General features: G+C 59.6%; 18 protein-coding genes. 8 read left to right on the plus strand and 10 right to left on the minus strand.

The features are described from left to right. Nucleotides 1–300: 300 nt before the first annotated feature. From pobA to GRF63_RS12155, 6 genes are all read right to left on the minus strand, one after another. Nucleotides 301–1,470, minus strand: coding sequence for a 4-hydroxybenzoate 3-monooxygenase (pobA, locus tag GRF63_RS12130; RefSeq protein ID WP_160486232.1), 1,170 nt, complete (start codon nucleotides 1,468–1,470; stop codon nucleotides 301–303). 13 nt (nucleotides 1,471–1,483) lie between these two features. Then, nucleotides 1,484–2,893 (minus strand): aldehyde dehydrogenase, encoded by a 1,410-nt coding sequence (locus tag GRF63_RS12135; RefSeq protein ID WP_160486233.1) that lies wholly within the window; start codon nucleotides 2,891–2,893, stop codon nucleotides 1,484–1,486. Nucleotides 2,894–3,460: 567 nt separating this feature from the next. Then, nucleotides 3,461–3,820 (minus strand): UrcA family protein, encoded by a 360-nt coding sequence (locus GRF63_RS12140; RefSeq protein ID WP_160486234.1) that lies wholly within the window; start codon nucleotides 3,818–3,820, stop codon nucleotides 3,461–3,463. A 142-nt stretch (nucleotides 3,821–3,962) separates the two neighbouring features. Then, a complete protein-coding gene (locus tag GRF63_RS12145) occupies nucleotides 3,963–5,627 on the minus strand; it encodes a winged helix-turn-helix domain-containing protein (RefSeq protein WP_337189661.1) in 1,665 nt (554 codons plus the stop codon). Nucleotides 5,628–5,914: 287 nt separating this feature from the next. Further along, complete coding sequence (locus tag GRF63_RS12150) at nucleotides 5,915–6,745, minus strand: nuclear transport factor 2 family protein (protein WP_160486236.1); 831 nt, start codon at nucleotides 6,743–6,745, stop codon at nucleotides 5,915–5,917. Nucleotides 6,746–6,894: 149 nt separating this feature from the next. Continuing rightward, nucleotides 6,895–7,425, minus strand: coding sequence for a MarR family winged helix-turn-helix transcriptional regulator (locus GRF63_RS12155; protein ID WP_160486237.1), 531 nt, complete (start codon nucleotides 7,423–7,425; stop codon nucleotides 6,895–6,897). A gap of 66 nt (nucleotides 7,426–7,491) precedes the next feature. On the opposite strand from GRF63_RS12155, the gene GRF63_RS12160 reads away from it, so the two are divergent. From GRF63_RS12160 to GRF63_RS12175, 4 genes are all read left to right on the plus strand, one after another. Continuing rightward, nucleotides 7,492–8,091, plus strand: a complete 600-nt coding sequence (locus GRF63_RS12160) for a DUF3237 family protein (RefSeq protein WP_160486238.1) — start codon at nucleotides 7,492–7,494, stop codon at nucleotides 8,089–8,091. Continuing rightward, nucleotides 8,088–9,752, plus strand: coding sequence for a CocE/NonD family hydrolase (locus GRF63_RS12165; protein WP_160486239.1), 1,665 nt, complete (start codon nucleotides 8,088–8,090; stop codon nucleotides 9,750–9,752). The genes GRF63_RS12160 and GRF63_RS12165 overlap by 4 nt, the downstream gene beginning before the upstream one ends. Beyond that, nucleotides 9,749–10,228, plus strand: coding sequence for a DUF3237 family protein (locus tag GRF63_RS12170; protein WP_160486240.1), 480 nt, complete (start codon nucleotides 9,749–9,751; stop codon nucleotides 10,226–10,228). Before GRF63_RS12165 ends, GRF63_RS12170 begins: the two co-directional genes overlap by 4 nt. Nucleotides 10,229–10,304: 76 nt before the next feature. Continuing rightward, complete coding sequence (locus GRF63_RS12175; protein ID WP_160486241.1) at nucleotides 10,305–10,685, plus strand: nuclear transport factor 2 family protein; 381 nt, start codon at nucleotides 10,305–10,307, stop codon at nucleotides 10,683–10,685. Between the two features lie 36 nt (nucleotides 10,686–10,721). Here GRF63_RS12175 and GRF63_RS12180 read toward each other — a convergent pair whose 3' ends face one another. After that, nucleotides 10,722–12,032: a spinster family MFS transporter gene (locus GRF63_RS12180; RefSeq protein ID WP_237392478.1), complete on the minus strand. Its 1,311-nt coding sequence runs from the start codon at nucleotides 12,030–12,032 to the stop codon at nucleotides 10,722–10,724. A gap of 379 nt (nucleotides 12,033–12,411) precedes the next feature. Between GRF63_RS12180 and GRF63_RS12185 the strand changes: the two genes are divergently transcribed. Together GRF63_RS12185 and GRF63_RS12190 are read left to right on the plus strand one after the other, a co-directional pair. After that, nucleotides 12,412–12,612, plus strand: a complete 201-nt coding sequence (locus GRF63_RS12185) for a hypothetical protein (protein ID WP_160486243.1) — start codon at nucleotides 12,412–12,414, stop codon at nucleotides 12,610–12,612. A gap of 186 nt (nucleotides 12,613–12,798) precedes the next feature. Further along, a complete protein-coding gene (locus tag GRF63_RS12190) occupies nucleotides 12,799–15,594 on the plus strand; it encodes a TonB-dependent receptor plug domain-containing protein (RefSeq protein WP_160486244.1) in 2,796 nt (931 codons plus the stop codon). Between the two features lie 92 nt (nucleotides 15,595–15,686). Here the strand turns inward: GRF63_RS12190 and GRF63_RS12195 are convergent, their stop codons facing one another. Together GRF63_RS12195 and GRF63_RS12200 are read right to left on the minus strand one after the other, a co-directional pair. Next, a complete protein-coding gene (locus GRF63_RS12195; RefSeq protein ID WP_160486245.1) occupies nucleotides 15,687–16,175 on the minus strand; it encodes a flavin reductase family protein in 489 nt (162 codons plus the stop codon). A 66-nt stretch (nucleotides 16,176–16,241) separates the two neighbouring features. Beyond that, complete coding sequence (locus GRF63_RS12200) at nucleotides 16,242–18,653, minus strand: TonB-dependent receptor (RefSeq protein ID WP_237392429.1); 2,412 nt, start codon at nucleotides 18,651–18,653, stop codon at nucleotides 16,242–16,244. 341 nt (nucleotides 18,654–18,994) lie between these two features. On the opposite strand from GRF63_RS12200, the gene GRF63_RS12205 reads away from it, so the two are divergent. Beyond that, nucleotides 18,995–20,212: an acyl-CoA dehydrogenase family protein gene (locus GRF63_RS12205; RefSeq protein WP_237392430.1), complete on the plus strand. Its 1,218-nt coding sequence runs from the start codon at nucleotides 18,995–18,997 to the stop codon at nucleotides 20,210–20,212. A gap of 106 nt (nucleotides 20,213–20,318) precedes the next feature. On the opposite strand, the gene GRF63_RS12210 is transcribed toward GRF63_RS12205, so the two are convergent. Then, the gene (locus GRF63_RS12210) at nucleotides 20,319–21,101 is read right to left on the minus strand and encodes a 2-keto-4-pentenoate hydratase (protein ID WP_160486246.1); all 783 of its coding nucleotides are present in this window, start codon (nucleotides 21,099–21,101) and stop codon (nucleotides 20,319–20,321) included. A 700-nt stretch (nucleotides 21,102–21,801) separates the two neighbouring features. Here GRF63_RS12210 and GRF63_RS12215 point away from each other — a divergent pair. Further along, a complete protein-coding gene (locus tag GRF63_RS12215; protein WP_160486247.1) occupies nucleotides 21,802–24,063 on the plus strand; it encodes a TonB-dependent receptor domain-containing protein in 2,262 nt (753 codons plus the stop codon). Nucleotides 24,064–24,099 lie beyond the last annotated feature (36 nt).

Genomic DNA, 24,099 nt, shown 5'->3' on the forward strand with positions numbered 1-24,099 from the left:
AATTCCAATGTGAGAGCCCGCCGGCAGATCATCTGCTTCGCGCATAGGCTCTGGTAATTCTGGATTGGGTTTTGTTTTCTAGGGGCGATTCCTTAACATATCACAAGCTCAGCCTTTGAATTATCTTAAGTATACTTGCGTGCAATTCGAACACTTCACCCAAATATATTTATGACTGATTTTAAAGGGGATGACGCAAGACGCAGCAAAACATGCGCGGAGAAAGCGCGTGTTGCGAAGCGTTGAAGAGCTGACAGCGGGGCCTGTGCAGACCCCGCTGTCACTATCGCGCAGGCAGGATCAGACCGGCAGACCGACGTAGTTTTCGGCGATGCTCGTTTGCGCGGCGCGGCTGCTGGCGATGTAATCCAGCTCTGCCACCTGCATGGCGCGTTCGAACGGGCCATCTTCGGGGAAGCGGTGCATCAGCCGGGTTAGCGACCAGCTGAACCGTTCAGACTTCCACACCCGCGCCAGCGCGGTATCGGAATAGGCCGAAATCGCATCATTATCCTGCCGATTGAAGAAGCCGGTCAGCGCGGCCGAAGCGTAATACACATCGCTTGCGGCAAGGTTCAGCCCCTTGGCCCCGGTGGGCGGCACGATATGCGCGCTGTCTCCGCACAGCATCAGCGAACCGTGGCGCATGGGCGCAAAGACGAAGGATCGCAGCGGGGCGATGCTCTTGTCGATGGAGGGGCCGCGCGTGATATGGGCCGCAGCTTCGGGCCCCAGGCGCGTGGCCAGCTCATCCCACAAACGCTCGTCAGGCCAGTTCTCCACCTTCTCCGTCAGCGGCACGTCGATGTAATACCGGCTGCGCGTTTCGCTGCGCATGGATGCAAGCGCAAAGCCGCGCTCGTGATTGGCGTAGATCAGTTCGTGGTTGCAGGGCGGCACATCGGCAAGGATGCCGAGCCAGCCGAACGGATACACCCGCTCGAACTCCTGGCCGACACTTGCAGGAATGCTCTTGCGGCTGGGGCCGTGAAAGCCATCGCAGCCGACGATGAAGCGGCAATCCACGCGGTGCTCTGCGCCATCCTTGGTATAGGTGACATACGGCGTATCGCTTTCCAGATCGTGCAGGGCCACATCGTCGGCCTCATACACCACCTGCAGATCACGCTCTGCCGATGCTTCCATCAGGTCGCGCGTCACCTCCGTCTGGCCGTAAACCATCACGCGGTTGCCCACCAGTTCGCCGATGTCGATGCGGATCAGCCGCTCTCCATCTGCCAGGTTGAAGCCATCGTGCCACAGCCCCTCTGCCTTCATCCGCCCGTCCAGGCCCAGGCGTTCCATCAGGCCGACGGTGACATTTTCCAGCACGCCGGCCCTGATGCGCGACAGCACGTAATCAGGCGATCGCCGTTCCAGCACCACGCAGTCAACGCCCTCGGCGCGCAGCAGGTGACCAAGGAGCAGGCCCGCCGGACCTGCCCCGATAATGCAGACATGAGTCTTCATTCTATGTCGCCTCTCAGATCGGGTAGTGGCCGGGCTCGGTCTCGATGGTGACCCACCGCAGTTCGGTGAACGCGTCGATCCCGGCCTTGCCGCCAAAGCGGCCATAGCCCGATGCCTTCATCCCGCCGAAGGGCATCTGCGGTTCGTCAGACACCGTGCTGGCGTTGACGTGGCAAATACCGGCCTGGATCTGCTTTGCCACTTTCAGCCCGCGCGCGGTGTCGCGGGTGAACACGGCGCTGGACAGGCCATATTGCGTATCATTGGCCAGTTCGATGGCATGGGCCTCGTCCCGCGCGCGGGCGATGCCCACCACGGGGCCGAAGCTTTCATCGCGGAACAACTTCATATCCGGCGTTACCTTGTCCACCAGATGCGCGGGCATCAGCACGTTCTGCGTCGTCTCTCCGCCCACCAGCAGTTCGGCGCCCTTGGACGTTGCATCCTCGATCAGCGAATAGCAGTGATCGACGGTTTTCTTGTCCACCACGGCGCCCAGCGGCGTCTTGCCCTCGGTCGGGTCGCCCACGGGCATGGATTTGGCTTTCTCGGCAAACTTCTTTGCGAACTCGTCGGCCACGGCGTCCACCACGATGATGCGTTCGGTGCTCATGCAGATCTGGCCCTGGTTCATGTAAGCGCCAAAGCCTGCCGCCTTCACGGCCTCGTCAAGATCGGCATCCTCCAGCACAACCATCGGCGCCTTGCCGCCCAGTTCCAGCAGCACGGGTTTCAGATGTTCGGCCGCGCGCTTGGCAATGATCTTGCCCACCTGAGTGGAACCGGTGAAGTTGATACGCTTCACCTGCGGCGCATCGATCAGCGCGCCCACCACTTCGGCCGCATCCTCCGGCGCGTTGGTGACGACGTTTACCGTGCCTTCGGGGAAGCCTGCCTCGGCAAATGCCTCGATGATCAGGGCGTGGGTGCGCGGGCACTGCTCGGATGCCTTCAGGATCACCGCATTGCCGCATGCCAGCGGCACGGCGATGGCGCGCACGCCCAGAATGATCGGCGCATTCCACGGAGCGATGCCCAGCATCACGCCCACAGGTTCGCGCAGCGCCATGGAAATGGTGCCCGCATGGTCTGACGGGATGACCTCTCCAGAAATCTGCGTGGTGATGGCGGCGGCTTCGCGCACCATGCCTGCAGCAAGGCCAAGGTTGAACATGGCCCAGCCAGCAGTCGCGCCGATCTCTCCCATCATCGCGGCGACGAAATCGTCTTTCTTGCTCTCCAGCGCGTCGGCGGCCTTGTTCAGCACCTTGCGGCGCGCATTTGGCCCCATGGTGGACCATTCGGCAAAGCCTGCCTGCGCCTTTTCCGCAATGGCCGGAATGTCGCCTGGCTGCATGGCCTCGGCGCTGGAAGCTACTTCGCCCGTCATCGGGTTCAAGCGGTTGAATTGGCCCATAGTCATCTCTCCATTTCTATAGCCTGGCACGGCCCGAAGCGCGGGTCCGCGGGAATTTCGTTCGTCGCTGCCTGGCATGTCACGTGCGATCGGCAGCAAGCTTTGCCCTATGGTTTTTGATCACATTGTGATCACCGCGCAGTCTTCGGGCCAGCCACGCGCCTTTCGGGCCCATACCCATTTTTGGGCCGGCATCAAGGTTGGCGCTGTAATGTCAGGAAATTGGCAGGCACCGCAGGAGCTGCACGGTATGCGGCAACCACGCATCGGCGCACGTGACCGGAAACGGCCAGCAGCGGCGGAAAATTTTCGATTTAGAGAGGTTTGCGCGGCAAGGCGCGCTTGCATTGTCAGGCAGAAATCTGCCTTGGCAGTCAGCCAAAGGCCGTCTGCAATGTCGCGTGTGGGACTATGCTGACTGCATCATCCGCTGCTGCCATCGGCAGATGCGAATTTAGACGCCACATTGCGAGGGCGCACATTTTGATCACATATGTGAAAAGAAAACGTCCAAAAAGGCCAAGGGACTGGACTTAACCTTTTCGGACGCAGTTGTCGTACTGAGGTTGGATCTCAGCGACGACGGGTATCGTTTTCGAAACGAACCGCAACCGTGACCTTGTCAGCGGTGGCGGATGCGAGGCGCGTCATCGCGTTGTCGCTGGCGCCGTTCACACATGCGCGCAGGCCGAGCGATTCGCTGACGCTGACGCGGTGCGTGTTGTAGCCGCAAACGCTCTTTGCAGCCGCGCGGATGCGGTCCTTCATGCGACGCTGGCCATCGGCACTTTCCAGATTAATATCGGAATAGCCGACTTCAAGCGAGTGGACGCCATCTTCGCTGACAGTCGGCTCCTGCGCGAGTGCGGGCGAGCTGACGGCCAGAGCGGCAACAAAAGTGGCGGCGACAAGGCCCTTGGTGGTAGTAAACATTAATTTTCCCCTGAAACGATCCGGCGGAATTGTCCGCGTGGCGAACTGATGGGGATTTTTTAGGGTAAAATCCTGATTACATCCGAATATTTAACTGTAAAATACCCGATGAAAACATGATGGATTGGACCACGCACCAAAATCATTGGCACACGATCATATCATTAATCCACACATTGCATATTTGTTTCACAAGATCCGATTTTTTCAAGTATTTTCTGTAAAGTTCCGGGAATGTCTCCAGCAAGCCTGCCCAATCGCACGACGTGTATTCCGGGTTCACTTCGCGCCCGCCCAGGATCATGTCGCGCGCTTCGGCCAGACGTCCTTCCAGGATCAGGGCCGTTGCCAGCAGCACGTATGGCAGATGGTAATTGGGATTGCGGTCTATCGCTTCTCGCAAGGCCTGTCGGGCGCTGTCTAGTTCTTGCGCGGCAAGGTGGCAGCAGCCACGATACATCGCCCAGACAGAGGATCGCGGATGGTGAATGGCGCGCTTTTCCGCCGTGCAGATCATCTCGATCCCGGCCTGATGATCGATGGTGATGCCGCGCTGGAAGCCCAGCACCGCCAGGGCATGCGGATTGTTGGGATTGGCTTTCAACGACCGCTCCAGAAACTGGACTGCCGCCTCGTCATCGCGTTTCATGAAGGCGAATATTCCGGCCGATGCCAGCACATCGGGATCGCGCGGCGCAATCTTGAGGGCGCGCTTTATATGGAGCTCGGCCCGCGCAAAATCGGCAGGCGGCGTCTTGCTCCACCCGCTGACGACATTCTGCGTCAATTGCGCCGCAAGCGATGCATGGACCACGCCATTATCAGGATCGCGCGTAATCAGGTCTTCCAGATGCGCGACAATTTCCGCCGCCCGCTGCGATGAATAGGCCTGCCGAAGGATTTCCGTCGAGCGCACGGCCGCGCGGGCGTCCATCTCGTCAGGCTCTCGCATATGGGCAAGAGACGCCTCCGCAATCTGGATTTCGCAAACGATGGGCGTGGACAGATCGAGGATGAAATCGTCGAGATTGGAGAGGAAGTTCGCGGCCGTTTCCTCGAACTTCCACGACATGATGTGGCGGTTTGATATGGTGTCGATCAGTTCGATGCGCAGGGTCTGCTTCTCTGCGAAGCGGCGCACCGATCCCGATACCAGGTAATGCACATTCAGCCGCCGCCCGAGTTCATCGGCTCCCAGCGCGCCCATATTCTCCGCGCACCAGCCTTGGTAGGCAGCAACGCGCAGGTTCGGCGCGCGCGACAGCATTTGCACCAGGTCGCAGCCGATCTCCTCTGCCAGCGCGGCTTCCGCAGTCCCTTCGGACACGCGCAAGGGAACCACGGCGACGGAATAGCCGGGTGGCATCGAAGCATCTTTCGTCCGGTCCGGAGCTTCGGCTGCCACCTCCTCCTCCGGCTCGTCATCAACGGCGCCGCACTGGTCCTCAAAACCCAGCACGACCTGCCGCAGCCGGTATCCGCGCTTGGGTATCGTCTCGATATACGGCTCTTTTGCGCCCGCCGACTTGAACGTCTTGCGCAAACGGGAAATGGCGCGCGTGAGGCTTTCGTCGCCGCTGAACTGGCTGCCCCAGTGCATGTCGATCAGCTGGCGGCGGGTAACAACCTCCCCCTGTCGCTGCGCCAAAGAGCACAGGACATCCATGACACGCGGCTCAATCCTGAAAAACCTGTCCTCATCCCGAATGAGATTTCTGGACGGATCAATCTGAAATGCGCCGAGTTGATAGGTCGAGCACTGCGTGCCCCCGCCTCCCGCCAAAACTCCCCCCTTCGACAGCCCCACTCACCCAATCGGCATCGTTTTCAAAAGCCCTGCTGGCTGGATAGTCAAACAATTGACGCAGGGCGTTTCTCTAATGCCAAGAGAATCCGCAGGCGTTTATTCGAAGATACGGATGATTACAACCTTAGCTATTTAACGCCGGTCGCGTTTTAGTCGCGATGGAAACCAGTTTTTATTATAATTCAATCCATCGTTCAGATGAGTATATTTCACCGAATTGAATGACTTCTCAACATTGACAGATTTCCAGCTCTGTAACCCCTTGTAAAACAGGGAGCCACTTGCGCTCAGTCTGCGGCGGGTGGCTGCGCGACCATCTCCACTTCGCCCGCGCGGGCCACGCGGATCGATGAAATCAGCCCATCCCGCAGGGTGTAATAAACGAAAACGCGCACTTCCACCGCCTCCTCCTTCGCCAGTGGAGCCACCACGAAATCCGGCGCGTCCACCTGCGCGGTGAAGCGGCTGGTGGAATCGACGAAGATCGCCTCATCATCGGCCAGCAGCTTGTGAATGGTGAGATGTTCACGCACCCGCTCAAACATGGGCTGGTAGAAATCGATGATGCCCTGCTTGCCTTCGATCAAGGGCATGGTGTTCAGCTTCAGCGTCACATCGTCAGTGTAGAAGGCGGAAAAGCGGTTGTGATCCGCGCCGCTGAATGCTGCGGTATAAGCGAGATAGGCTGCCTTCTGGCTGGGGTGCGCGCCAAGCCGGGGGATTTGCGTCACGCCGTAACCGGGCGGCCAGGTCATGGAATTCAGCGCGGCAATCTTCTCGTCACGCAGGGTGTAGGTGACGTGGAATTTCACGGTCACGCTGTCACCGGGGTAGAGATGGCCGAAGGGGAAATCGGGCCGTTCCTTGGTGGCGTGAAAATCCATGTCAACATCGGCAAACAGCACATCGCCCTTGCGGGCGTAATGCTGCACCCGCATCACCTCCCGCACGCCATCATGCGCCCATGCGAGAAATTCCCGCAATCCATCCTTGCCATGATGACGGCGCGTGCCGCCGGTGAACACAAGATCATCGTGGTAGAAGCGATCCACCAGCGCGGCATCGTCCCCGCTGTTGAACACCTCGATATATTCCGGATAGTCGAACGACCGGGTCATGCGCGATGCCCCTCAATGCGAAGGGCGCGGCGGGCGCCAGAACCTGCGTCCATGTTTCTCTCCCTGTCATGCGCCGATTGATGTTTTCGCGCGATCATTCGCGCCCGGCTTCAGACAGGCAGCTTCCGCAGACTCGATTGACTTGTCAACTAACCCTCGGCAGCCGGGTCGTCCGCCTCTGCCAGCCGATCATCCAGCAGCATCTTGTCCGCCAGCTTCGCCAGCCGGAACAGGTAATCGTCCAGCTGCTTCAGCTCTGGTGCTTCAAGATCGCTGGTGAGATCCGCGAAAAAGCGATTGCGCGCCTTTTGCGTGGTGCGGAAAACATTCTCTCCCTCTTCCGTCAGGCCTAGCAGGGTGATGCGCTTGTCATCGGGATCGGACAGGCGCCGGATCAGATCCTTCTTCGCCAGTGATCGCACTGCACGGCTGATTTCCGCCCTGTCCACCAGGGCCACCCTGGACAGCCGGCTGGCGCTGGTTTCGCCCATCACCGCCAGATGCGCAACGATGCGCCATTCCGCCAGGCTGAGATCGGCAAGAGTGCGCAGGTGCCGCGTTGTAAGCCGGTCAATCATCTTGCCCAGCAAAAGGAGGCGATACGGCACGTGACTTGGGCCGAACGTACCCCACACCTCGGCCAGGGTGCTGCCCTCACCCTCTTTCCCGTTTTTCGCCATTCTCGCCCCTTGTCTTGAACCTGCTGCAACTAGGCGAAAAAAATTAACTTGTCATGCCCCATAACGTTGACTTATCAACCAATGACAGACCTGCTCAGCAGGCATCGCATTTTGGGGAGGGAGAACTTCTATGAAGTCTACTGGGTATCGCGCACGTCCATTCGATCTGTGGGCGATCATCGCATGAGCGGCGATCATCCCTTCGCTCCTAAGCTTGAGCACGCCTTCACCATCGGTATCGAACTGGCAGGTGTGCGCTGGATAAAGCCATCGTCGCGCGGGGAAACGCGCGCGGCCGTCTATGCTGCAAAGGGCTGGGTTGAAGGTCCGCTGCTGAATGGCACGGTGGTGCCCATGTCGGGCGGCGATTTCCCGCTTGTCCGGCCCAATGGCGTGATCGATTTCGATGCGCGATATCTGCTGGAAGCCGACAATGGCGACATCATCTACCTGGAAAACCGCGGTTATCGCTGGGCGAAAACGCCCGAAATCGCGGAGAAGATGGCGCGCAACGAAGATGTCGATTCCAGCGATTACTACATGCGAGTATCTCCACGGTTCGATGCGCCCGAAGGCCCGCATGAATGGCTGACGCGGCACGTTTTCGTGGGCGTGGCGGAGAAGGTGCCGGACGCCAATCGCATCCATTACTTCGTCGTGCGATGACTGATCTGGCCCCGCAATTTCGCCCGATCATGCGGCCCGGCGTCGATCCGGCCAGCGCCCCTCACAAGCCGCCCCTGCCGCCTGCGGGCTATCGCCAGGAAAAGCGGGCCGGATTGCTGTTCGAACAAAACCTGCCGGTGGTGCTGCGCGACGGCACGGAGATCTACGCCGATATCTACCGCCCCGAAGGCGCTACCGATCTGCCGGTGCTGTTGTCATGGAGCCCCTATGGCAAGCACGCGAAATCCAACCAGGTGTTTTGGCCGCCGTCCGGCGTGAACCCGGAATGGCTTTCCCCTGAAACCCCGTTCGAAGGGCCAGACCCTGTGTTCTGGTGCGCGGCGGGCTATGCGGTTGCCATCGTCGATCCGCGCGGGGCGTGGCTTTCGGGCGGAGACTTTCATCACAACGGAGAGGTCGAGGCGCTCGATTGCTTTGACACCATCGATTTCCTCGCCAGCCGCCCCTGGGCCAGCGGGTCTGTTGGCATGACGGGCGTCTCCTACCTCGCCTGCATTCAATATCTTGTCGCGCCGCTTGATCCCCCTGCCCTGAAGGCGATCAACCCGTGGGAGGGATTTTCGGACTGGTATCGCGAGTTTGCCTTTCACGGCGGCATTCCCGAAACAGGCTTCGCCCCGCGCGCTTCCGACAATATCCAGTACAGCCTGAACCGCACGGAAAACACCTGGGCCAATATCCAGGCGCACCCCCTGCACAATCCCTTCTGGCAATCGAAGGAACTTGCGCTGGATCGGATCACGCAGCCCGCATACGTTGTGGCCAGCTGGGCCGACCAGGCGCTGCACACGCGCGGCACGCTGGAGGCTTTTCGCCAGATGCAAAGCCAGCACAAATGGCTGGAGGTGCACGGCCAGAAAAAGTGGGCGCATTATTATCTTGCTGAAAGCCGCAAGCGGCGACGCGACTTCTTCGACCATTTTTTGAAGGCCAAGGAAACCTCCGTCATGGCATGGCCGAAGGTCAGGCTGGAAGTGCGCGAGAGTTTCGGCAAGGCGCAGGAACGCACCGCGAGCGAATGGCCCCTGCCGCAGACGGAATATCTAGCCCTTAATCTCGACAGTGACGGGACGATGTCACCGGATGCAAAAGGCAGCGGGACTGTTGAATATTCCGCCACCGATGGCGAGGCGGTGTTCGATCACACATTCGCGCACAACACCGAACTCACCGGATATGCCAAGCTGGTGCTGGACGTAGAAGCGCGCGGGTCTGACGATATGGACCTGTTCGTCGCGCTGGAAAAATTGGACCGCAATGGCGAGAAGGTCGGCTTCGGCTTCTACGCCTTTTTCGAAAATGGCCCGGTCGCTTTGGGATGGCTGCGCGCCAGCCATCGCGCGCTCGATCCGCAGCGATCGACCATGTTCCAGCCGTTCCATCCCCATGATCGGGAAGAGCGGCTGAAAGAGGGTGAAAGCGTTCAGGTAGAGATCGAGATCTGGCCCTCCTCCACCCATTTCGGGCCTGGAGAGACCCTGCGCCTGATCGTGAAGGGCCGCGACATTTATGACGAAGGCCTGCCCAACCTGCCGTTTGCCCGGCACGAGGATCTGCGCAACGCCGGAACCCATATCCTGCACTGCGCCAATTCCTATCTGCAGGTGCCCAACATTCCGCTGGAGAAGAGTGAATCGTGAAAAGCTTTGTCGATGTGGAACTGGAGCACGCCTTTGATATCCGTGTGTTCTTCGGATCGGACCGGACGATTTTCGGCCCGCTGCCCGGCACGACCACACAGCAGGGCTACACGCCGCCCATCGGAGGAGAGATCACCGGCCCGCTGTTGCAGGGCGAAGTCGTGCCGCATTCCGGCGCCGATTATGCCACCGTGCGCGCTGACGGCACCATCGAACTGCGCGCGCACTATCTGCTGAAGGCGAGCGACGGGACGCTGATCTACATCAACAATCTTGGTTATCTGAACGTGGCGAAGATGGGCAGCGAACAGAAGAATGACCAGGGTCTGGTGCAGCCGGATTATTTCCGAATGACGCCCTATTTCCGCTGTCCCGAAGGCCCGCACGACTGGCTTACGCGCACCTGCATCGTGGGCGGCGGAGAACGGCGGACGGACCCCGATCACTCGCTGTTCCGCTATTACAAGGTGGGATGACGATCACCGCCTGTCGGGCCGCGAACCTATTCCCGCAGCAGACTTCGCGCGGGCAAAAACCAAAGGAGGAGGCTGCATGACGAGAGAAGATTTCGAGGCGTATATCGCCGCGTTCAACGCCAATGATTTCGATGGATTTTCGAAATATTACGCCGATGATGTCGACTTCAACCTGGGGGACCGCAAGCATATCAAGGGGCGGCAGGGCATCGTCGATTTCTACAGGGGCGTGAAGGAACACATCCACGAAGAATTGACCATCCTCGATCTGCTGGTGGCGCCGGATGGTTTCTGCATGCACAATCGCACGGTCTTCACCACCATCAAGGACTGGCCGGATTTCGAAATGTGGCCCACCAAGAAAGGCGATGTGCGCAAGATCGAGAGCATCATCCTCTACCGCACCGATGGCGACAGGTTCACCTCGATCAAATCGGCCCGGTTCAAGGAACTGTAGATCAGGCGACCCGGTACGCGGCCGCCTGAACGCAGCCTATTCGGCGGCCTCGAAGCTGTCTTCGCGCAGGGTTCGCGATGCCATCCAGTAGAAGAAGCTGGCGACGAAGAAGATGCACACCGCCACCAGCAGCGCATCTTGCATGCCATTGGCGGAGGCTGCCTCGCACGCGGATTGCAATGCCGCGCTGGCATTATCGGGAGCCACGCCGCCGGGGCAATCTGCAAAGAATTCCCCGTCATAGGCGCGGGCTGACATCCGATCGCTGACAAAACCTACGAAGGCTGGCCCCATCCCCGAACCGAACAGCGTGTAAAGCAGCGTAAAGCAGGCGATGCCGGTTGCGCGCATGCGCGGCGGCAGCAAGTTCTGGATCATGCCGCTGGTGGGCGCATAGAACAGCAGCAGCATCGTTCCGGCCACGATCAGCAGCACTGTTGCCAGCATCAGGCTTTCTGCCTGGAAGGCGGCGAAATAGACGAAGGGCGCGATCAATAGACCGATTGCCGCACCCCAGGCTGGCCACCGTGCATCACGCTTGGCCAGGAAATCCGTACCGAACGAACCGACCAGCAGGCCAAGGGTAAGGAAGGTGGCGGAGATCAGGCCATAATATGTCGCCGCCTCGCTGATGCTGAGATCATGCACACGGGCCAGGAACACCGCGAGGAACTGGGAGATAGAGGTCATCCCGAAGCCCGCCGTGGAGCCGCCCAGGATAACGAAAACCAGCGCCCGCTTCTGCTTCAGCGTGGCAAGGAATGCCTTGAAGTCTGGCGGCGGCTTTCGTTCCGGCTTTGCCCCGTCGGCAAGGCCGCGTGACGGTTCACGGATGAAGAACCATACTGCCAGCGCCGTCAGCAGGCCCGGAATGCCCAGCGCAAAGAATCCCTCCCGCCAGCTGGCGATACTGGCGACATATCCGCCCACCAGCGAACCTGTGAGAATGCCAGCCGGCGTGCCCAGCATGATCAGCGCCATAACGGAGGCGCGGCGATTCTTCTGCACCTGATCGCCCACCATGGAATTGACCGCGGGCAGGAAACCCGCCTCCCCCATGCCCACGCCGATACGGCCCAGCGCCAGCGAAACGAAGCCGGTGGCAAAGCCGCACCATGTCGTGGCGGCGGACCAGATGGCGGTGCAGATGGCGATGATGTTCTTGCGAGAGCGGCGCTCTGCAATGCGCGCGATAGGCAGGCCCAGCCCGGAATACAGCAAGGCGAAGGCCAGCCCCTGCAGCAAACCGATCTGGAAATCGGTAATCAGCAATTCTTCCTTGATCGGCTGGGCAAGCACGGCGAATACCGCGCGATCAGCAAAATCGAACAGGCACACCAGGAACATCAGTGCCACGAAGCGCCAACGATACGCCGGTTCAAGGACCGAACGATCCACCTTTGACTGATCCAACGCTATCTCTCCCGGTCATCGCGTCTTATTGTTGATTGCTCAACCAATAGGGTCTGATGCCATGTGCGACAAGCGAATTCCGTTTTGCATCAATCAGCTTTCCCGGCGCGCAAACTCCGGCGAAAGCCGCCGCGAAAGCCGTCCCAAAAGCCGTCTCTGTGGCTACCGGCCACTATCATTGATAGATCAACGTTTATCATTGATAGATCAACGACGGTCTGGTAATACTCTGTCCCGGAGAGGTGGCGTATCCAACAGAACTTCGCCGCCCACACTGGCGGATGTACTTGTTGGAGCGCCAATGGGAGGAGCAATGTCACTGGCAATGTCACTGGCAGACGGCACGGTCGTCTTTCTTGAAGCGGAGCAGCCCGAAGCACGGGCGCCCAATGGGCATTACGCGCCCATTTTTCGAGAGCGGGCGGCCACCCCTGCAATCACACCGAATTATGAAACCTGTCTGCCCGCCATGGGCCGCTGCGGCGGCTTCGTCGGGAGCGATCAGGACCTTTGAAGAAGCCGAATAAAAGCTGGCCTGAAAATTGAGCAAGCCGAAACTTGCCGCTCGGGAAAACCAGGAAGTCGATAAATCCGCATGGGAGAGGATTTTATGAAAACACGTCTATCAAGCCGCCGGCACTCGGTGCTGGGAATGGCCAGTTGCCTCGCGATAACAGGCGCGTTGTGCGCAAGCCCGGCAATGGCGCAGCAGCAGGCGGAAACACAAACCGCCGCCGATGATGTGCCCACGTCCGAACCCATCGTGGTGACGGGTTCACGCATTGCGCGCGACACGTTCAGAACGGCCACGCCGGTTACGGTGGTGTCTGCTGAATCGATCCAGGACCAGGCGGCCATCAATGTTGCCGATGCGCTGAATGATCTGCCCAGCTTCCGCCCGCAGGCAACGCCTGCGACCACGGCGATCTTCATCGGCAATGCCGGTGCCAACCTTGCCGACCTTCGCGGCCTTGGGGCGCAGCGTTCGCTGGTGCTGGTGAACGGCAGGCGTTTCGTGCCCGGAACCGTGGCCGGATCGGGCAATTCGCCCGGCTTCACCGTCGATCTGAACATGATCCCCACCGCCCTTGTGGCACGCAGCGAAGTGGTGACCGGCGGTGCGTCCGCAGCCTACGGCTCGGACGCTGTCGCAGGCGTGATCAACCTGATTCTGGACAATGAATTCGAAGGGGTTCGCGGGTCTGCGCAATATGGCATCAGCGACGAAGGCGATAACGAACAGTTCTTCGTCTCAGGCGCCTATGGCGCCAATTTCGCCGATGGCCGCGGACATTTCATCCTTGGCGGTGAATATGCCGACAGCAATGGCGTAGGAGACTGCTACACCCGCGAATGGTGTGCCGAGGAATATGGACCGGTCGCCAACCCCATTCCACAGGTGAATGGCCTGGCGCGGCAGATTTTCCTGCCCAACGTCCGCCCATCCACGGCCAGCTACAACGGGCTTTTCAACTCGGGGCCGTTTGCCGGTAACGAGATCCTGCCCGACGGGACACTGATCCCGCATGATTACGGCACCTATTACGGGCCGCCGATTTTCCAGTCCGGTGGCAGCATCGATCCGACCCACGGATTCTATGTCGAGTTCCCGCTCGTCTCCGCCGTGGAACGCTATAACCTGCTGGCACGCGCCAGCTTTGAAGTCAGCGATTCCTTCATCCCGTTCGTGGAGGCAAGCTTCGCCCATATCGAGGGCCGCACCACGGGTGCGCAATCGCGCAACCTTGGCCTCAGCCCCACCGACATCGGCATCGCCGCCGATAACGCATTCCTGCCAGACAATCTGCGCCAGCAACTGGTGGATGCAGGCGTTGCCTCCGTCCGTTTCGGCAGGATTGCCAATGATCTGGGCCATTCGAAAGGCTCGGTTGAACGCGACGCATATCGCATTGCAACAGGTGCGGAAGGCAATTTCGGCAACGGCTTCAGCTGGGATCTTTATTACCAATACGGCAAGACCGATTATTCGCAGGTGGGCCTCAACACCCGCAAGAACCGCGAATACTTCTGGGCGATCGATGCGGTTGACGAAGGCGCGTTCCTGAACGGTACGCCCAATGGCAACATCGTCTGCCGCCAGGTTGCCCTTGGTAATCCGGATGCCGCCGGCTGTGCGCCGCTGAACCTGTTTGGAGAGAACAATTTCTCCCCCGCTGCCAAGGCCTACACCTATGGCACTGTGATGCAGGAAACCGAGCTTAGCCGACAGGTCATCGCGGCCAATGTCAGCGGCGACCTGTTCGAACTGCCCGGCGGCCCGCTGGGCTTCGCCCTGGGCGCGGAATATCGCGTGGAGGATGCCGAAGGCACGACCGACCCGGACTCTGCCGCCAACAATTTCTACACAAGCCCGGGCTCCGGCATTACCGGCCCTGCCGTGCGGGTGAAGGAAGCCTATCTTGAGCTGGCAGCCCCGCTGCTGTCCGGCGTTTCAGGCGCGGAATTGCTGGAGATCAACGGTGCTGCGCGCGTCACCGATTATTCCACCAGCGGCACGGAAATCACCTGGAAAGTGGGCGGCACGTGGGAGCCTGTGAACGGCGTTCGCTTCCGCGTCACCCGCTCTCGCGATATTCGCGCGCCCAACTTCTTTGAACTGTACAATCCCAGCGTGGCGAGCTTTCAGTTCCTGGTCGATCCGCAGGACCCGAGCGGCGCCAGTTCGCTCACCTCTGTTCGCCTGAGCGGCAATCCCGGCCTGAACCCGGAGCGCGCCAATACCCTAACGGCGGGCGTCGTCCTCTCGCCGGTTCAGGGGCTGAACCTGGCCGTGGATTATTACAACATCGATCTGGATGACGTGATTTCCACGCTTGGCGGGCAGACCATCCTGAACCGCTGTGCATCAGGGGCGGTGGAGCTTTGCGACCTGGTGACGCGCAGCAACACCGGCGCACTGGTTGCGCTCAACAACACCTTGCTCAACCTCAACCAGCTCAAGACCAAGGGCGTGGATATCGAGGCCAGCTATTCACTCCCGGTGGGCAATGGAGACCTGACGCTGCGCGCGCTGGGCACCTATGTCTTCGATCTCATCACCGTGGATCAGGCAGGCGAGGTAGACCGCGCCGGCCAGAATGGATCACCGGTGTCGCAGGAATCGGGCGTGCCCGATTTCACCGGCCGCATGTTCGCGGAATATGAGACCGAGAAATGGGAAATCGGGCTGGAGGCCGAGTATATTTCGGGCGGCCTCTACAACGCGACGCAGATCGGCCCCGATCAGGACGGTTATGACCCCACCCTGCCCAACAGCGTGAGCGATAACTCGATCGACGATTACTGGTATTTCGATGCCCGCGTGGCCTTCCGCCCGCTGACCGATCGGCCAGAGGTCGAGATTTTCGCCCGTGTCGACAATCTGTTCGACAAGGATCCGCCCAACCAGTTCCCGTCCAGCTACGGCGTTACCAACCCAATCCTCTATGACGTGGTGGGCCGTATGTACCGGATGGGCGTGCGCTTCGAATACTGATCCGCAACAGACCTCCTTGTTGCAGTGATTTGGGCCGGGGTTTCCACCCCGGCCCCTTTTTTTGGCACCAACAGATCAGGCGGTGACAGCCCTTATTTCGCCGCCACGGAGCAGAACGCCCTGTCAAAATAGACCAGCGCGCTCGACTGTGTGCCGATCCGCACCTCCGTCACATGGCCTACGAAGAGGCTGTGCGTGCCGATATTGATGATCTGGTCCAGCACGCAATCCAGGCTTGCCAAGCTTTCCTTCAATATCGGAGCGCCCGTTTCCAGGCTGGTCCACACATCAGATTTGTCGAAAGGGTCATCACCCGATTTGGACATGAAGGCGCCAACCAGTCCCTCCTGCCCTTCATTCAGAACATTTACCGCGAACGCGCCGTTCTGCTTGATCATCGCATTGCTACGCGCCGATTTGTTCACGCAAACAAGGATGTTCGGCGGATCGTCGGTAATGCTGGTGACGGCGGTCGCCACAAGTCCCCGGCGCCCGGCGGGGCCGTCCGTCGTTATCAACGTGACGGCGCTCGCCAGGCGGCACATTGCTGATCTGAAAAGGTCTGTCTCGATCGTTTTCATGCGATTTCGCCTTGTGCCTGATGACCGGCCTGATGCCGGTTCAGCTGATGGGTCTGCTTTCTCGAACTAGCGGCCAAACGGAATGCGCAGGGTTGCGCCATAGGTTGCCGGCGGTGCGTAGATCGAGGTGACGCCCAGGATGCCGAGGTTCAGCGCATAGGCGCGATACTCCTGATCAAAGACGTTGCGGGCCCATGCCGTCAGCGAGATGCCGGTATCGTCATGCTCATAGGTGAGCGAGACGTTCGTGACGTTGTAGGCCTCCTGCAAGGAGCCGAGGCCATTCGTCACTTCCAGGAACTGATCATCATACCAGGCCCCGTCCACCTGTGCGGCGACGTTGCCGCTTGCGACATTCACATTGTAACGCAGCAAATAGTTCAGGCTGAAACGCGGCGCGTTTGGCAATTCTGCATCCGTGATGTTCGCTTGTGGGAAATCACAGCGGAAAACCCCGCCAAGATTGGTGCAGAATTCCGAATCCGGCGCGCCGGGGAACAGTTCCGGGCCGAACTGGACGCCGGTTGCGGGAATACTGTCGACAGAGGAAGTTTCCCACGTGCCGCCAAAGACCGCGTCAAACCGGGGGGACGGGGACCAGAAGGCCTCCAGCTCGGCACCGGTTGCGTGGGCATCGCTGTTGAACACCTGCGGCACACCGCCAGCCAGAGAGAACGCCTGGTAATCATCATAGATGTAATGGAACGCCGTGCCGTTCAATCGCAGATCGCCATCCAGCAGCGTGGTCTTGAAACCCGCTTCAAAGCTGTTGAGCGTTTCTGGATCATGGCGGAAATCGGCTGCATTGATGTTGGATGACAGCGACCAGTTTCCGCCCTTGATGCCGCGGTTCCACGATGCGAACAGCAGGGTATCGGGAGTGGCCTGGAAGTTCAGGGAGACGCGCGCTGCCCAGTCGCCGTATTTCTCCCGGTTCACGCCGGGAACGGTGGCGGCAAGATCCTTGTCAGTGAACAATACAATGGGATCGGGCTGCGGCGCAAAGGTCGGGTCGCTAAGGACATTGGCATAGTCGATCGCCTTGTTGTCCTTGGAATAGCGGCCACCCAGCGTCAGCGTCAGGCGGTCCGTCAATTCCAGGTCACCCTGCGCGAAGATGGACCAGTTTTCGGAATCGATCAGGTACTGCTGGTCCACCTTGGGAACGGAGAACCCGCCATTGCCAGCAATTGCCAGATCATAGATCGGGGCGCCGGTAACCGCGTGCGATCCGTCATAGCGCATATCCAGATAATATGCGCCAACCTGCCAGCTCAGCAGCCCCGTTTCACCGGCCAGACGCAGCTCTTGCGAGAACTGGCGGAAATCGACGGTGGAATCGACATTCACGATCAGGAATGGCAGCGCGTCTCCATCTTCCTGATAGACCTTGTCCATCGTCAGGTAGTTCGTGATGGAGGTAAGCTCCACGCCGCCCAGATCCCAGTCGAGCTGCCCCTGATAGCTGTTCATCACGCGGTCCAGGCTGCCGGGACGCTCCCCAAAATGCTCCCACGGAGATGCGGGTTCGGCGGTGATGGCGTTGATCACGCCGTTGCGCGCGTCGCTCAGGCCGGCGGCATTGGTGTCGCAAAAGCCATTGTCGAGATAAATGCAGTTTTCGAAGACATAGCCGCCTGTGGCAACGCTGTTGTCTTCGGAATGCTTGTACCACAGGTTGAGCGTCGCATCAGGCGACAGGTCGGCCTGGATGTTCAGGCGCGCGGCCCAGCCATCCTTGCCGCCCAGATCCTGCCCGCTGCCGGGAATAACGCCAAAGCCAAGCGCCGTCGCATCCGTATCGCGGGACTTGATGTAGCCATCTGCCTGCTCGACACGGGCGGCCGCGCGGAAGCGGAAACCTTCGCTCAGGCCCCCGCCCACGGCGCCTTCCAGCGACCAATCGTTGAAGCGGCCATACTGGCCCTGCACATAACCGTTCAGGCGATCGGTGCTGGCATCTTCGCTGAGATAATGGATCAGGCCGCCGGTGGCATTGCGCCCGAACAGCGTGCCCTGCGGACCGCGCAGCACCTCAACCCGCTTGATATCGAAAAGCTGTCCCGAAACAGCGTTCATCGAGGCGATGTAGGCATTGTCCTGATAGACGGCGACGGGCGCTTCCAGATTGTCGGTAAAGTTGTTCTGCGAAATGCCGCGAAGGCTGAAGATCGTCAGGTTCGGAGAAAAGGCATTCACGCGAAGCGAAGGGATCTGCTGCGTGATCTGGGTGGTGTCGGTGATGCCCAACCGGTCAATCTGCTCCCCGGAAAAGGCACTGACGGAGATCGGCACCTTCTGCAGGTTTTCGCTGCGCTTGTTGGCAGTGACGACAATAGTATCGGCGATGCCGCCGGTGCCCTCTTCCACCGGCACTTCCTGCGCATGGGCAGAACCTGTGGCAACAAACGGGGCAAACACCGTTGCCGTGGCTGATAACAAAATCGACCGTCGGGCCGCCTTGTGCAATTTCATCATGTTACTCCACCTCCATAGATACGATCATTGTTGAGACCTCAACAGAACCGTTACAGTTACGCATCGACATCAACAGTAACCCCAAAATCAGAGGTATTGTTACAAATATTAAACACGAAATCTAGTGCGATAATTTTCACGTGAAAATAGCCTATTCGCTAACTTATTTTTGGCAGCTAAACCGCCAAATCCTCGCGATTTTTCGGTTTCATGCAGTTCTGCGAATGGTTGCACACTTGCAACAATGGTTGAAAAAGTGCACGTATTGTACATAAATTGGACGCGTTAAGGCGAGGAATTTCGCCCTCATCGCGAGTCGCAATATGTTGGGAAGGCGAGAAATGGTGCAGACGTTACAGGTGCAGGACAATATGCGTGGCGAGGAGAATACTCCCGATCCGCACGAGCTGATCGAGCGCGCAAGGGCATTGGTGCCCGTCCTCAAGGAACGCGAGGCAGAGGCGATCCGCCAGCGGCGCGTGTCCGACGAAACCATCGCCGAGTTCAAGGAAGCCGGCCTGTTCCGGGTTTTGCAGCCAAAGCGGTATGGCGGCTATGAAATGTCTCCGGCGGTTTATTGCGAGATATCCAAGACGCTGGCCGAAGGCTGCATGGGCAGCGCCTGGGTCTATGGCGTGGTTGCGGTTCACAACTGGCAGATGGCGCTGTTCGATCCGCAAGCCGCCGAAGACGTGTGGGGCGAGGATGGCGATGTCCTGATCAGTTCATCCTATATGCCCACTGGCAAGGCCACGAAGGTTGATGGCGGCTACCAGTTCAGCGGACGCTGGGCCTTTTCCAGTGGATCGGAACATTGCGACTGGGTGATCCTGGGCGCGAACATGGTGGCCGAAGATGGCGACGGTAAGCCGGAGCCTTACAACTTCCTTCTGCCGCGCAGCGATTACAAAATCGTGGACACGTGGGACACCATGGGCCTGCGTCCAACGGGCAGCAATGATATCGTGGTGGAAGGTGCATTCGTGCCCGATCACCGCGTGATCCGGGAGCGTGACATGTTCAACCTGGATTGCCCCGGCCACACGCAGAATGACGAGGCTCTCTATCGCATTCCCTTTGCGCAGATCTTCAACCGCACAGTGTCCACCACCTCCATCGGTGCCCTGCGCCGGGCGCTGGAAACCTTCGTGGAAACCACACGCCAGAAGCGCACTACCTACACCGGCCTGAAGCTGGCGAACGATACGACGATCCAGAAGGCCGTGGCCGATGTGATGCTGACCATCAACGACCTGGAACTGCGCCTGGCCGCCGACCTTGCAGAATTGGAGCAGCGCGCCGAAACGGGCGACTGGCCGATCGCGCGCCGAGCCCAGCTTGGCCACCACACCACGGACATGGTCTCCCGCTGTGTCGAGGCGATCGACAAGCTGATGCTGTTTTCAGGCGGCAAGGCGATCTATTCCGGAAACGTGGTGCAGCGCGCATTCCTGGATATCCACTGCGCCCGTGCGCATGTGGCCAACAACCCCTACCCCTACGCGCAAAACCTTGGCGGCATTGCCTTCGGACTGGAGAATGATTGCATGGACCTGTGATCGGCAGCGTACCGATCAAATCCTGACCACCAGCGACACCGGCATCCCTTCACGGGTGCCGGTGTTGTTGCATGATGCTTTGCCAACGCCCCTGAAGCCTCCGCCCTCAGGCCTCGCCCATCCTGAAGGAAACACGCGCCGCTTCTTCGCCATCGAAAGATGCCGTGAAGGTATCCCCGGCAAAAGCCTGGGTGACGCCCGTGCATGTGCCTGACGCGATCAGCTGTTCACGCTGCAAAGCATAGCCTTCATTCTCGCGCAGCCAGTTGGCCAGCCATACGACCGCATCCAGCGGATTGCCCATCACCGCCGCGCTCGATCCTGAAACCGGCGCTTCTCCATTGCGGGACAGCGTTACGCCCATGTCGGCAAAGCGATCTTCCCAGCCCGACGCCAGCTTTTTACCCCACAGCAAACCATGGGCCATGCAATTGTCAGCAATCAGCAGCGGCAGGCTGAGCACGCTGGTGGTGAAGCGCGTGCGCACGATCTCTATCCCGCCGTAGATGGCTTGTAACGCATCGCAGATGTCAGCGCGCGTGTACGGCGTGGATTGCATCTCCAGATCCTGGCCCAGTTCGAAGACGAGCTCCGCCTCCACATAGACTTCCGGTTCATGGAAAGAGACTTCGGTCCGGTTATTGTAGATTGCGCTGGCCGGCAGCCGCCCGATGGCGGGCTCTTGCGTGCCGAAGGCCTCTCTCGCGCCTTCGCCGGTCAGGCCCAGTTTCCACGCCATTACCGGCATCGCGCGGCGATTGTGAACCCGTCGCTGTATGTCATATGCGCCTGCCAGATCTGGCTCCACATCGGGCAAAGGCACCGGACCGAATTGCGACCCTGCCGCGCGGAAGAGGGCAAGCTCAAGTTCGTCGTTGCTTTGCATCATCACCCTCTCCTTGCAATTGAGCGAAGCCTAATGTTTTGTCACTTATATGCAACAACGAAACCATTAAGAGGTATATTGTTGACGTTGACTCAGGATGCCTTTCGCATGCCTCACTCCCGTAGCGAACCTTCAAACAAGCGCTACAAAATCCTTCCGCTTGGCACACTGATGCCAGGACACAGTTCGCGAATCAGCGGCGGTCCGTTCGATTGAATTGCGTTCGCAACACATACGAGATGCGCATGCAGGCGTGCCGCAGACCTGCCGCACTCGCCACCCTGAAAAACAAACTCTATGCATTTGCATTGTCTCATAATTGCAACGCTAGATATATTCCGATGCATATTGTTTACATTTCGTCTTCCAGCGTTAATAAAAGTTCCGGGTTCGGGAATTGGACGCAAGATTCCCCACGCCGATGAATACGCCGTGCCGGGGAGGTTGTGGGACTATCAGGGTCTGCATCTCTCGCAACGGCGGAAATGCTTGAATTTACGCGAGCCTAAGGGCCGCAATCAGACCTCTTGAAGGGAGAATTGAGTTGAGCGGAATGAAAGTTAAAGGCTGTGGAGCCATCACGCGGGGCCTCCTGCTTTGCGGTGCCATGCTTCCCGTATCGTTGATTCCAACAACAGCAAGCGCGCAAGAGGCGGCAGCACCAGCTACCGCCAACACCGGCGCTTCTTCGAACGACATTGTGGTGACCGCGACGCGCAAGGACACCGTCCTCAGCCGCACGCCGCTCAGCATCGTGGCCAAGGGCCAGGAAGAGCTCGACGCGCAGGGCGTTCGCTCCATTGCGGACATCGCCTCCATCACGCCGGGCATCACCTTCGGCCAGAGCGCGACCGTTTACGGCACGGGCCAGACCACCATCGCCATTCGCGGTGTGGATTCCCAGTCCGGCATCCCCACCACGGGCATCTATATCGACGATACGCCGGTGCAGACCCGCGTCGGCGTCAGCCCCTCGCTAGGCAATGCCTATCCCCAAGTGTTCGATCTTGAGCGTGTTGAAGTTCTGCGCGGGCCCCAGGGCACGCTGTTCGGCAGCGGTTCGGTGGGCGGCGCAGTCCGCTTCATCATGCCTGGGCCCAACTACAACGAACCCAGCCTGTACTCCCGTGCAGAGCTTGCCAGCACCAAACATGGCGCGCTGAGCTATGAAGGCGGCGTCGCCTTTGGCGCACCTCTGGTTGATGACAAGGTCGGCATGCGTGTCAGCGCATGGTATCGCCGCGATGGCGGCTACATCGATCGCCTGGATCCCTACACCAAGCAGTTGGTGGAGAAGGACAGCAACGAGCGTGACAGCTTCTCTGCACGCGCCACGCTGGGCTTCCGTCTGGGCGACAATCTGACACTGACGCCTTCGATGTACTATCAGGACGTGAAGATCGACGATGGTGACCGTTTCGAACTGGCGACATCCGATCGCGATTCGGGCGACCTGCGCCTCAGCCTGAACCATCGTCCGGAATCGCATCGCGACGAATTCGCCCTGCCCGCGCTGAAGGCAGAGCTGGATCTTGGCGGCATGCTGCTGATTTCCGATACCTCGTACTTCCACCGCACGACCGAAACGATCAATGACGATACATCGCTCAGCTTCGTTTTCTCTGGCGGTCTGACCGAGGGCCCGTTCCCGGCAGGTTTCGAAGACTACATGCCGTTCACGGAAAACTTCACGAAGCAGACCGCACGGACCCAGGAACTGCGCCTGGTGGACGATAACCAGTCCGATCGCCTGAACTGGATCGTCGGCCTGTTCTATCAGAAGTCCTACGTGCGCGATCAGTATCAGGCCAATGATCCCCGCCTGCTGGACGTGCTCAACCTGTTCCAGGACGCCGTCGGTGAACCGCCGTTCGACAGCCTGACGGAATCGTTCTTCGGCACAGAGCTGTATCAGGGCCAGTTCTCCCTGTTCCAGCGCAACGAACACCGCGACAAGCAGTATGCGGCCTATGGCCAGGTTGATTACGAAGTGATCGACAGGCTCACGCTGACTGCCGGCCTGCGTTACACCATTGCCAAGTACGACTTCGTCGGCTTCGGTGCGGGCCCGGTCTACGCCTCCGACGGCCAGACCGACATTGCCGACACCACCAGCAAGACGCTGACGCCGAAGTTCGGCATCGCTTTCCAGGCTGATCCCGATAACCTGTTCTATGCCAATGCCAGCAAGGGCGTTCGTGGACCGGGCGTGGCTTCACCCGTGGGTGCAAACTGCATCGAGGACGCTGCCGCCATCGGCTTCGATCCCTTCGCTACGCTGGACGTGGAGCCGGATTCGATCTGGAGCTATGAAATCGGCTCCAAGAACCGCCTGTTCGACGGCAAGGTTGCCATCGACGCTTCGGCCTACCGCATCAACTGGGACGACGTGCAGACCCTGTTCGCACTGCCGCAGTGCACCATCCAGACCTCGCTCAACCTCGGCAGTGCCAAGATTGACGGTGTAGACTTCGCCCTCTCGGTGAAGCCGGTAAACGGTCTTACCCTGGGCGGTTCGGTGTCCTACATCGATGCGCGTTACACCACGGCAATTCCGGGTCCGAACAACACCATCATCCGCAAGGCCGGTGAACCCTTCCCGCTGGTTGCCCCTTGGACGGTGCAGCTGAACGGTGAATATGTGGCCCTGGTTGGCGACGGCGAAATCTACAGCCGTGCGGACTTCACCTACGCCAGCAGCATTGACGAGCCGGTGGACTTCGATTCGCCGCTGGTCGATCCGACCTTGCCGCGTCCGCCTTCCACTTCGCAGCTTGACCTGCGTATCGGTGGCCGCTTCAGCCTTACCGACGACGCGGAAGCCGATGTGAGCGTATTCGTGAACAACGTAACGAACAGCCAGCCGCTGCTCAGCCTGTTCCACGAAACGCCGGATTCGCAGTTCTATCGTTCGGGCACCTTCCGTCCGCGCACGATCGGCCTGACGGTCAGCATCCGCAACTGATGCAAAACCACACCGCCGTCGGTTCGACATAATCGA

The sequence above is a fragment of the Aurantiacibacter rhizosphaerae genome (genome assembly GCF_009807005.1).
In the GTDB taxonomy this organism is placed as follows: domain Bacteria; phylum Pseudomonadota; class Alphaproteobacteria; order Sphingomonadales; family Sphingomonadaceae; genus Alteraurantiacibacter; species Alteraurantiacibacter rhizosphaerae.